This window comes from Neisseria sp., from assembly GCF_030523955.1.
In the GTDB taxonomy this organism is placed as follows: Bacteria; Pseudomonadota; Gammaproteobacteria; order Burkholderiales; family Neisseriaceae; genus Neisseria.
The window spans coordinates 1-9,759 of record NZ_JAUNHL010000020.1; the positions used below are offsets into that span (position 1 = coordinate 1).

Here is a 9,759-nt window from a genome sequence, read left to right on the forward strand (position 1 = left end):
TACTGCTTTATGGGCACCTCTTCGCATTTGTTGCACTTAGATTGTCAATTCAAGCAATAAAAATTCTGTAGGTGATGCAACAACAATAAGCTTTGCAACGCCTAATTCATCTATTAGCAAAGTTTTTTCGGGCGGTAACTCTCAGGAAGATATTAGCGCGCACACGGGTGATGATCCCAATACCTATTTTTCTAATGTTAAAACTACCATAGACCCTAGAATTGTAGAAAACTACAATAAACTAGAGGCGGCAAAGACAGCGCTTGAGGCTGCCGAAAAAGCATTAGCGCAGGCGCAGAGCAACAGTGATGCCACTAAAGAAGAATTGGCTGCAGCGCAAAAAACGCGGGATGATGCCTTGGCCGATAAAGTTAAAATTGAAACAGCCTATAACAACGATCGGCAGCTACGCAGATATTTGGAGAAGAATACTACCGATGCGACTTCGGCGTTGGCATACTTCAAGAAAGATAAAAACGGCTTGGTTTTCGATAAGGCTTTCGACGGCGTGTACATTATTCAATTTACCGACGGAACCCGCATTGTGCTGCACGACCCTGCGGCGGCCGGCTGGACTTATCAAACCTTTGCCCACTATGTGGATCCGAAAAACGGTGTCACACACGGTTACCAAAGCATTGGCGATGAGACTACCGATATGCCGACCAGTGGTACCGCTACTTATAAAGGCATAACCACAGCTTATCTGACCAATAATGGTAATAACGACCGTCAACTGACTGCTAACGTTACCGCTGTGGCCGACTTTGCCAAACGCGCGCTGCGTTTCTCAACCGATAATAGCCAGATCCACGCCTTGGATGTAAACGGTAAACGCGTTTCGACTGCGGCGGCGGGTTATGACTTGCGTGCCAATGCGACTTGGGCTGAGGGCGGCAACAGCTTTAAAGGTGATGTGGCTACTGTCGATAAAAAAGATATAAATATGAGCGGCAGCTTGAACGGTAAGTTCTTCGGTGGTGCTGCCGCCGAAATCGGTGGTACTTACGGCTTGAAAAGCGCAGACGGTACCCAGCTGATCGGCGGTTATGGCGCCAAACGTCCGTAAAACTGTTGTGTGATGGACAACCCGCGAATCTTTTATGCTTCCAGATTCGCGGGTTGCATTTTTTTGAAAGCGGATATTCGTTTGTCTTATGGCAATGAATGCATACCGCACATTGACTGATTATGCCTGTCTGAAAAGGTTTGGGACGAGCATGATGGTTAATCAAATTTAAACCGTTCAATTCATATTGTAAGCAACGGTAAAAGGCGGCTATGGAAATTTTCCAACGGCTTGCTTATGGGGTAAACGTATAAATGAAAAAACATTTTTTTGCTGTATTGCTGGGGATTCCGGCTGTGGTGTCATGGGCAGATACGCTTTCTTCGGTTGAGGTTCCGCCGCAACCTGAATTGCAGTTTCGCCCGGCCGAACCGGAATCATCCGCGGAAAAAGGATTGCCGGCACCGCAGCTGACAGGGAAAGAAAAAGAGACGCGGGTGCTGCAGGTAGATGAAGGGGTGCTGTTGTCCGAACCCGTTTTATTGCAGCGCGCAATGGATTCGGCTTTACTGAGCGGAAATATAGACGCGATACGGCATTTGTTGCCGGTATATACAAAATGGCCGCAACATGATGCCGGTAAGGCGCGTTATGCCAGGGCTTTATTGGCGCAAGTTGAGGGTAAGGCGGATGAGGCAGTAGGCATTTACCGTGAAATCATTGCCGAACATCCCGAAGCGGTGCCTATCCACCTGCAATTGGCGCGGGCATTGCTTGAAGATCAGCAAAACGAAGCGGCGGCAGATCAGTTTGCCCGTTTGGCCAGTGAAGATTTGCCCGACGAGGTACGCCGTCAGGTGGAAGAATATAGAGAGATGTTGCGTAAACGTGATTCCGTAAGGTTTTCCGTGAGCCTGAATGTTTCCCGGGAGAGCAATATCAATCAGGCGCCGGCAGTATCTGAATACGGCGGCTATTTGGATGAGGCGCAGTGTGCCTTGGAGCGGCAGAGGGATCCGGGTGATGATTGCTTTCGCGGTTGGCGTTTTGATAAACCGATTGATGCGACCGCAATAAATTATCAGCTTTCCGCAGATAAAAAATGGTCATTGAGCCAAGGCTTTTATCTGAAGGCAGGGGCCGACGGATACGGTAAGTTCTACCCGCAAAAGGGACGCTATAACGATCAAAATTTGCGGATTTCGCTGGGAATCGGCCATGCTAACCAACGCAGTGAGAAGGTGGTGACACCATTTCACGAACGTAGGATTTACGGGCATGATGCTTACAGCTATACCAACGGCGTACGCTTGAACGGCCACTACTGGCTCTCGCCGAGAGCGCAGTGGCTCGGTGCGGCCGAATATGGGCGCCAGTACAATATGCGGTATGCCAACAGCGATATCGACAGCCGTTTGCTGAGTACTTCAATGGTATTTTATCCTCATGCGCGCCAATATTGGCTGGTGGGCGCGGATTATTATCAGGAGCGTAATAAAAATGCGAGTATCGATAATTTCAACCGCTATGGCATGAGGGCGGAATGGATGCAGGAGTGGCGGAACGGTTTTTCCAGCCGTTTGCAGTTGGCTTATGCGCAGCGTCATTATGAAACGGAAGGTTTGTTTTTCAACCAAGGTGAGCGTCGCCGCGATGAAGAAACTCAAGCTGCGGTGTCGCTCTGGCACCGTGCCGTACATTTCTACGGCGTAACCCCGCGCATTACGGTGTCCCATTATCGCAATGACAGCAATAATCTTTTGCATGATTATGGCAAAACACGATTGTTTGTTGAGTGGAGTAAAACGTTTTAAGCGTTAACGTTAAAAAGAACCGGGATGCCTGCCAAACCCGGTTTTTTGTTTCATTATATGTTTTTCAGACAGGCCGAGACCTTTGCAAAATTCTTTTCGATACCTGAAAACACTTGCGTCATGCTCGGGCTTGACCCGAGCATCTTTTTGTTTTGAAAGAAAAAGCAGATACTCGGGTCAAGCCCGAGTATGACGAGATATCAATAAATTCAGGATTAAAAAGTTTTTTGCAAAGGTCTCAGGCCTCTTAATGGCAGTAATGCCTGTCTGAAAAACTCATGCGGTTTTGTGTTTTAAAGAAAATCCGAGATTTGATTGCTTTTGCCATAAACCGCATGATGCGCTTGGCGGATACAGAGACGGTTGAAGGTGAGGCGTTGTTGGTGTTGGTTGTCTTTTACCGTAAGCGGGGTGTGCGGCGCGGGCGGTGTTTCGGAGAGCAAATCGGCGAGGTTTTGCCAATGGCTGCGGGTAACTTGAAGAATCAGAAACATATCGGCGGCAACGTTGAAGCCGATGCTCAACATCTGGCCGTCGGCTTGCAGGCAATAACCGCTGTCGGCAAAAAAGCAATAACGTGCCTCTTGGGGATAGCGGTGTAAAATCAAACGGGTTTGGTTGGCATCGGCGGTTAGCGCAGCGGTAAGCCGGGAAAAAAGCGAGGGGCGGAACACGCCTTCGCTGAGCATGCCGTATAGGTCGGCCAGCCAATCGGTATAGGCGGGAAGGGTAAAATTGTATTGTTGCAGGATACGCTGTACACGCTCCTGTGGGCGGCGGGCGATGAGTTCGCGGAATTCGGCACCGGTTTGCGGCAAATGCCGGTTAAGTGCGCCGGTTAAGTCGCGCACCAAACGGTCGCGGTGGGCGAGGGGGTTGCGCAGCAGCCCCAGTATTTTGAGGTTGAGGATGCGATGCAGTTCCGGGCCGGCTATTTGCTTACCGGTTGCCAGCAGGCGCAGGGATTGGCAAGCTTCTTCGTAGCCGGTTTCGTGGCGGCTGAACCAGGTTTCCAGATTGTATTGCTGGCCGCCGTTGCCTTCGACAAAAGCAAGTGTATAGAGGTTGTTGGCTTCCAGATTCTTTTCGATATTGACACTATGAATCTCGCCGCGCGGCTTGGCGGAGAAACGGGACAGCGGCCATTGGTAAACATTGCGGTTTTGCGGGTTAACCTGTAGATTAAAAGCGTTTTGCCGTTGTTCGGTTTGGGCGATGAAATGATGGCCTTTGGTGGGGTTGGCCACCAATAAGGCATAAGGCTTTTCGTCGCATTCGGGCGGCTCGCATTCGCTGAGGATAAAGGCTTTTCGCATGGTAATCGCTTAAACCGTTGGGGTCGGTAGATTGTAGCGCTGCTGCCGTGGAAAAGCTATATTGCTTGAATTTTCTGCATTTTCATTACGTTTCTTGATAAACGTTTTCAGACAGGCATGGGTTTTAAACATTGTTATTTTCCGGATTGGCTTTATTTGTAAAACGTTGGTATCTTTCCAATCTGTTTTTTTTAGTCAAACGAACCGTTCTAGGAGGAGGGGCTATGAATTTTAATCATTTGTTAAACCAAGTATTGGGTGCTGTTCAAAAGAATGCAGGCCAAGCGGGTAATATAGGGAATATTTTGTCTGGAAACAAAGGGGCGCTCGCTAAAGTAGGAAGCAGTGCGGCGGCGTTAGGTTTGGTATCTTCGTTCTTAAAAAAGAAAAATGGTAAAACCTTGGTACAAGTCGGTTCGATGGCGGCGCTGGGTGCGTTGGCTTATCATGCTTACCAAAGCTGGCAGAGCAATAATCAAAAACAGGGAGGAAATGCCGCTGTATTGGATCAAAGTGCCTTTACACCAACCGGAGTAGCCGCTGAAAATGCCGGCCGGATTATTTTGCGAACCATGATTGCTGCCGCTGCTGCCGATGGCCTGATTGATGAAGCTGAACGTGCATTAATCCAAAACGAAGCGGGTGAGGATGCGGAAACCCAGCAATGGGTTACCGCAGAGGTAAACAAGCCGGCAAGCGCAGCGGAGATCGCGCGTGAAATCGGTGCGAATCCGGCATTGGCAGCCGAAGCTTATCTGGCTGCACGCATTGTTAGTGCAGATTTGCAGCGTAAAGAAATTGTTTTCCTTTCGCAGTTGGCGCAAGCCTTAAATCTGGATGATGCTTTGGTAGAAAACTTAGAGCGCCAGGCTGGTTTCTGATTTTGTCAGCTGAATATGCCCCGTTGGTTTGTAAATTGTATTTGCAAACCAACGGGGCGATTTTATAACCCGGATCTTTCGTTTAAATAATTTTCAGACAGGCATGTTATTGGATTCCGGTACATTCGCCCACTATTCGCCCACTTTGATTGATCCAAAAATTGTAGGAAATAAATGCTATTTTTCTCTCAAATGTACTTGGCGTAGTATACGAATAAATATTCAAGAATAACCGTTTATTCTGAAAAAACCTCCGTTTGTTGGTAAAATACATCGATTATTATTTGAGATATTAATTGAAAATAAATAATGCGAATAAAATTTCTTTATTATATACAACAGCATAATTTCTATTTGAATTAATGATACCTAATGTTACTGTAATCAATTTGGGTATTTTCATAAAAATAAAATTTCCCTCTATCAATAATCCATTTATCTTGATAATATACCACTCATCTCGAATCAGCCGGTTGTTTCATAATCAAACCGTTTGTCGCAACTGAAACTTGTTTAAAAGTATATTTAAGGGGAAAAAAATGACTATCATCGCTCTGGACATTCAACCGCAACGTTGTTTTACTTGTGTTGTTGATAGTGAAAACTTTGTACCTTATGCACGCCAAGCAGTCTATGAGCTTAATAAGCAAGCCATGTACGCACACCGCCGGGCATTGGTACAAAATATGACTATTCTCGGTTGCGGCGGCTTTTGCATTGGTGCCGACTCTGCAGATTTTGAGTGCCCTATGCGCTCTTCTGCAAAGAAGGTAGAAGCTTGTTCATTGAGCAGATCGGTTAATTCGATGGGAAATTGTGATTTGCTTCCGGGATTGCCTCAAGAAAGTGATTATGATTATGTGATGTCTTATGATGACCAAGCTCAGAAAACGGCCGGATATAAAAAATTGTTTGCTTGGTTGGAGCAAGAACATGCTGCCACTGTTTTAATCGGTGGAATGCCTTTGGAAAAAGGTATGCTTGAGATGGTGTTGAATCTGTGCAAGGCAGGTAAATGGCGTGTGATTGTCAATTTGGCTGCTAGCCGTGGTGTTTGCCCTGAAAAATCGTTGCAGGCTATTTTGCAAATGCGCCGGGCCGGAGCGGTAGTATTGGCTAATGCCAATGAATTCCCTGTAGTGCGTCGTCATACCATCAGATCGTTTATCCCCCTGTACCAATATGCTTAATTTTGATTGACCTACCTTTATGGAGTACTACTTTGGGCACCCGAATGGGTGCCTCTTTTTTATTTATATAGCGGATTAACTTAACTTTCGCTACGTCGTTGCTGCGCTAAAGCGTGAAGAGAACGATTTTGTAAGCCGCTGAAGCGGCAACAGAATCGGTTCCGTACGTGTGTACTGTCTGCGGCTTGCTGTTCGTATTGGCGGCTTCGTATCGTGTCTCCTTTTTTATTTTGTTTCACTATATTGTCATACAAGCTTCGTATAGTCGGATGAATGGGTAAAGCGGTTGCAGATATGGAAAATGCCTGTCTGAATGGAGCTTGCTCAACGGAAACTATCGCTTTTATGTGAAATAAGTTGTATCCAACTTTCAATACAATACGAGGAGCCAGAGAAAGTGAAAAAGAATCTGTTTGCATGGATGCTGATCGGTTGTGTGTTTCCCGTTTGTGCGGAAAAACTGGTGATTGCCCATCGCGGTGCCAGTGGTTATCTGCCTGAACACACGTTGGAGAGCAAGGCTTTGGCAGTGGGGCAGAAGGCGGATTATTTGGAGCAGGATTTGGTAATGACTAAAGACAACCATTTGGTGGTGATTCATGATCATTTTCTGGACGGCCTCACCGATGTGGCGCAAAAATTTCCCGGCCGGGCACGCCAGGACGGCAAATATTATGTGATGGACTTTACGCTTGATGAAATCCGTTCGCTGCGGATGACCGAAAACTTTAAAACGGAAAACGGCAACCAAGAGGCGGTATATCCGAAGCGTTTTCCGCTGTGGCAGGGAAATTTCCGCATCCATACCTTTGAAGAAGAGTTGCAGTTTATCCGCGGATTGGAAAAGTCTACCGGCAAAACCATCGGTATTTATCCCGAAATCAAAGCACCGTGGCTGCACCATAAGGAAGGCAAAGACATTGCCCGCGCGACCTTGGAAGTGCTGAAGAAATACGGTTATACCGGCAAAAAAGATGCGGTTTATCTGCAAACTTTCGATTTTAACGAACTCAAGCGTCTGAAACAGCAACTGATGCCGCAAATGGGAATGGATGTGAAACTGGTACAACTGGTGGCTTATACCGATTGGAAAGAAACCGAAGAGCGCAGAAACGGGCAATGGGTAAATTACAGCTACGATTGGATGTTCAAGCCCGGTGCGATGAAGGAGGTCGCCCGTTATGCCGACGGAGTAGGGCCGGCCTGGTATATGTTGTTGGACGAAAAGCAATCGAAGCGCGGCCGTATCGTGACCACTCCGCTGGCGGCGGATATCCGAACCACGCAAATGCAGTTGCATCCTTATACGGTGCGTAAAGACGCTTTGCCGCCCTATGTGGCCAATATCGAAGAAATGTACGCCGCCTTATTCCAGCAAACCGGAGCCGACGGCATTTTTACCGATTTTCCGGATACGCTGTCGGCCTATCTGAAAAAATAAATGCGGGTTTAGCCGCGCGGATGGTGTTGGGCAAGCATACTTTTTAAGCGCTCGTTGGCGACATGGGTGTAAATCTGGGTCGTGCTGATGTCGGCATGGCCCAGCAGCATTTGCACCACCCGCAAATCGGCGCCATGGTTAACCAAATGGGTGGCAAACGCATGACGCAGGCCGTGCGGGCTGAGGTGGCGGATACCGGCCTCCAGCGCGTATTGTTTGACGATCATCCAAGCCAGTTGGCGGCTGATGCCTTGCTTTTTCTGGCTGACGAATAATTCGTCGCAACGTGCGTTTTTCAGTAATAAAGGGCGGGCTTCGGCAAGATAGCGCTCTATCCAGTAAACCGCTTCCGCGCCCAAGGGTACGATGCGTTGTTTGTCGCCTTTGCCTATGGTGTTGATGATGCCCCGGTTGAGGTTGATTTCGTTGAATTTCAGTGTTACCGCTTCGCTGACGCGCAGGCCGGTGGCATACATGGTTTCCAACAGCGCTTTATCGCGCAGGCCGTGGAGGGCTTCGGTGTCGGGCGCGTTTAACAGCGCATCGATTTGTTTTTCGGTGATGATGTCGGGCAGCGTGCGGCTTTGCTTGGGCGTTTTCAGGCGTGCAGTGGGGTTGTCGGAGATTTGGTTGGTATCGAGCAGCCAGCCGTACAAACGTTTTAACGCCGAGAGCGCGCGGGCTTGCGAGCGGCTGCTTTCTGCCGGTACGTAAACGGCATCGGCCAAATCCACCGCTTCGGCGGAAAACCAGTCTTTATCGGCATTTTGCAGACGGCCGGCGATTTTGTGCAGATCGCGCCGGTAGCCTTCCAGTGTATTGTGGCTGAGGCGGTCGTTTAACCACAGATGTTCGAGCAGGCGGTCGATGATGTCGTTCATGGCACGGATTTCAGACAGGCATTTGATGGGGTTTGGAGTCGCAGTCTTTCAGACAGGCATTCGTTGATAAAACGATGGGATGGCGTTTATCTGTTTTCAGACAGGCATTACATTATAGGATAGGGATTTATTCTTCAACCGTTACCCCTTCGTGCTTCAGCAGCCAGCGTTTGATATTGAGCGCTTCATCTTCGCCGCTGGAAAAACCGCCCAAACCGTGTTTGGCCACGACGCGGTGGCAAGGTATCACCAAGGCCAGCGGATTTTTGCCGCAGGCTCCGCCGACGGCGCGCGGATGGCTGCCGATTTGGCGGGCGATGTCTTGGTAAGTGGCAACACAGCCGTAAGGAATGGCGGCAATCGCTTGCCAAACTTTTTGCTGATAGGCGGTGCCGTTGCGCGAAATTTCTTGCTTGAAATCTTGCAGGCGGCCGGCGAAATAATCATCCAGTTTTTGTTGCCAGTGTTCGGGCAGCGGGTAGGGCGCATATTCGGATTTGCCGCTCAGGTGCAGCTCCAGCAGATTTTGGTTTTCATCGAAAACCAGAGTGAGATTGCCGAACGGCGCTTGGTAGAGGCAGGGATATTTCATCATGGGATGGGCTTCAATCGGCTGATGTTAAACCTAAACGTGCGGCCAGAGCCGTTTTCACTTGCGGCCATTCGGCGCGTATCAGGCTGTACATCACGGTATCGCGCACGCTGCCGTCACGGCGCTGCTGTTGGCCGCGGATCACGCCGTCTTTTTTGGCGCCGAGCCGCTCAATCGCTTGCTGGGAGCGGATGTTGAGGTTGTCGGTACGCCAGCCGACGGTTTGGGCGCCCAAGGTGTCGAAGGCGTGGCTGAGTAATAAATATTTGCAGGTGGTGTTGACGGCGCTGCGCCAGCGGCTTTTTGCATACCAGGTGTAGCCGATTTCGAGACGCTCGGCATTGACGATAATATCGTGGTAACTGGTGCTGCCGATAACTTGGCCGTTGTGCTCGTCGATAACGGCGAAAGCCAGGCGGTTTTCGGTGGCAAGCGCTTGGCGGATATAGGCGGCGGTATCCTGCGGCTCGGGTACCGAGGTGAATACCAGCCCCCACAGTTCGCCGTCGGCTGCCGCTTCGCGCAAGCCGGCTTCGTGTTGCAGGCCGAGTGGTTCGAGGCGGATACCGTTGAGTGAGAGGGTAACGGGTTGCGGTGTTTTCATGATGTATGCAGTCTCCTGGTTGATGGATTTC

The 9,759-nt window shown here is 49.1% G+C and carries 9 protein-coding genes; 5 read left to right on the forward strand and 4 right to left on the reverse strand.

The genetic code is table 11. From position 1 onward, the window contains the following. The first annotated feature begins 418 nt into the window (after positions 1–418). Together Q4C79_RS05785 and Q4C79_RS05790 are read left to right on the forward strand one after the other, a co-directional pair. On the forward strand, positions 419–1,069 hold the full coding sequence (locus Q4C79_RS05785) for a transferrin-binding protein-like solute binding protein (RefSeq protein WP_303090072.1): 651 nt from the start codon (positions 419–421) through the stop codon (positions 1,067–1,069). 254 nt (positions 1,070–1,323) lie between these two features. Then, entirely contained in the window at positions 1,324–2,823 is a 1,500-nt protein-coding gene (locus Q4C79_RS05790; RefSeq protein ID WP_303090073.1) for a surface lipoprotein assembly modifier, read from the forward strand. A 293-nt stretch (positions 2,824–3,116) separates the two neighbouring features. Here the strand turns inward: Q4C79_RS05790 and Q4C79_RS05795 are convergent, their stop codons facing one another. After that, positions 3,117–4,139, reverse strand: coding sequence for a hypothetical protein (locus Q4C79_RS05795; RefSeq protein ID WP_303090074.1), 1,023 nt, complete (start codon positions 4,137–4,139; stop codon positions 3,117–3,119). Positions 4,140–4,363: 224 nt separating this feature from the next. On the opposite strand from Q4C79_RS05795, the gene Q4C79_RS05800 reads away from it, so the two are divergent. The 3 genes from Q4C79_RS05800 to glpQ all read left to right on the forward strand — a co-directional run bounded on the left by Q4C79_RS05800 (position 4,364) and on the right by glpQ (position 7,651). Further along, on the forward strand, positions 4,364–5,020 hold the full coding sequence (locus Q4C79_RS05800; RefSeq protein WP_303090075.1) for a tellurite resistance TerB family protein: 657 nt from the start codon (positions 4,364–4,366) through the stop codon (positions 5,018–5,020). 539 nt (positions 5,021–5,559) lie between these two features. After that, entirely contained in the window at positions 5,560–6,210 is a 651-nt protein-coding gene (locus tag Q4C79_RS05805) for a hypothetical protein (RefSeq protein ID WP_303090076.1), read from the forward strand. A gap of 397 nt (positions 6,211–6,607) precedes the next feature. Next, a complete protein-coding gene (glpQ, locus tag Q4C79_RS05810; RefSeq protein WP_303090077.1) occupies positions 6,608–7,651 on the forward strand; it encodes a glycerophosphodiester phosphodiesterase in 1,044 nt (347 codons plus the stop codon). An 8-nt stretch (positions 7,652–7,659) separates the two neighbouring features. On the opposite strand, the gene xerD is transcribed toward glpQ, so the two are convergent. From xerD to Q4C79_RS05825, 3 genes are all read right to left on the reverse strand, one after another. Further along, positions 7,660–8,532 carry a site-specific tyrosine recombinase XerD gene (gene xerD / locus Q4C79_RS05815; RefSeq protein ID WP_303090078.1) on the reverse strand — a complete coding sequence of 291 codons (873 nt, stop codon included), beginning with the start codon at positions 8,530–8,532 and terminating at the stop codon, positions 7,660–7,662. 127 nt (positions 8,533–8,659) lie between these two features. After that, a complete protein-coding gene (locus Q4C79_RS05820; RefSeq protein WP_303090079.1) occupies positions 8,660–9,127 on the reverse strand; it encodes a methylated-DNA--[protein]-cysteine S-methyltransferase in 468 nt (155 codons plus the stop codon). A gap of 10 nt (positions 9,128–9,137) precedes the next feature. Then, complete coding sequence (locus tag Q4C79_RS05825; protein WP_303090110.1) at positions 9,138–9,728, reverse strand: GNAT family N-acetyltransferase; 591 nt, start codon at positions 9,726–9,728, stop codon at positions 9,138–9,140. Between the last annotated feature and the right edge of the window lie 31 nt (positions 9,729–9,759).

Coding starts and splice junctions, on each gene's coding strand:
- Q4C79_RS05790 (WP_303090073.1), top strand. CDS start 1,324: ATGAAAAAACATTTTTTTGCTGTATTGCTGGGGATTCCGGCTGTGGTG.
- Q4C79_RS05795 (WP_303090074.1), bottom strand. CDS start 4,139: ATGCGAAAAGCCTTTATCCTCAGCGAATGCGAGCCGCCCGAATGCGAC.
- Q4C79_RS05800 (WP_303090075.1), top strand. CDS start 4,364: ATGAATTTTAATCATTTGTTAAACCAAGTATTGGGTGCTGTTCAAAAG.
- Q4C79_RS05805 (WP_303090076.1), top strand. CDS start 5,560: ATGACTATCATCGCTCTGGACATTCAACCGCAACGTTGTTTTACTTGT.
- xerD (WP_303090078.1), bottom strand. CDS start 8,532: ATGAACGACATCATCGACCGCCTGCTCGAACATCTGTGGTTAAACGAC.
- Q4C79_RS05820 (WP_303090079.1), bottom strand. CDS start 9,127: ATGATGAAATATCCCTGCCTCTACCAAGCGCCGTTCGGCAATCTCACT.
- Q4C79_RS05825 (WP_303090110.1), bottom strand. CDS start 9,728: ATGAAAACACCGCAACCCGTTACCCTCTCACTCAACGGTATCCGCCTC.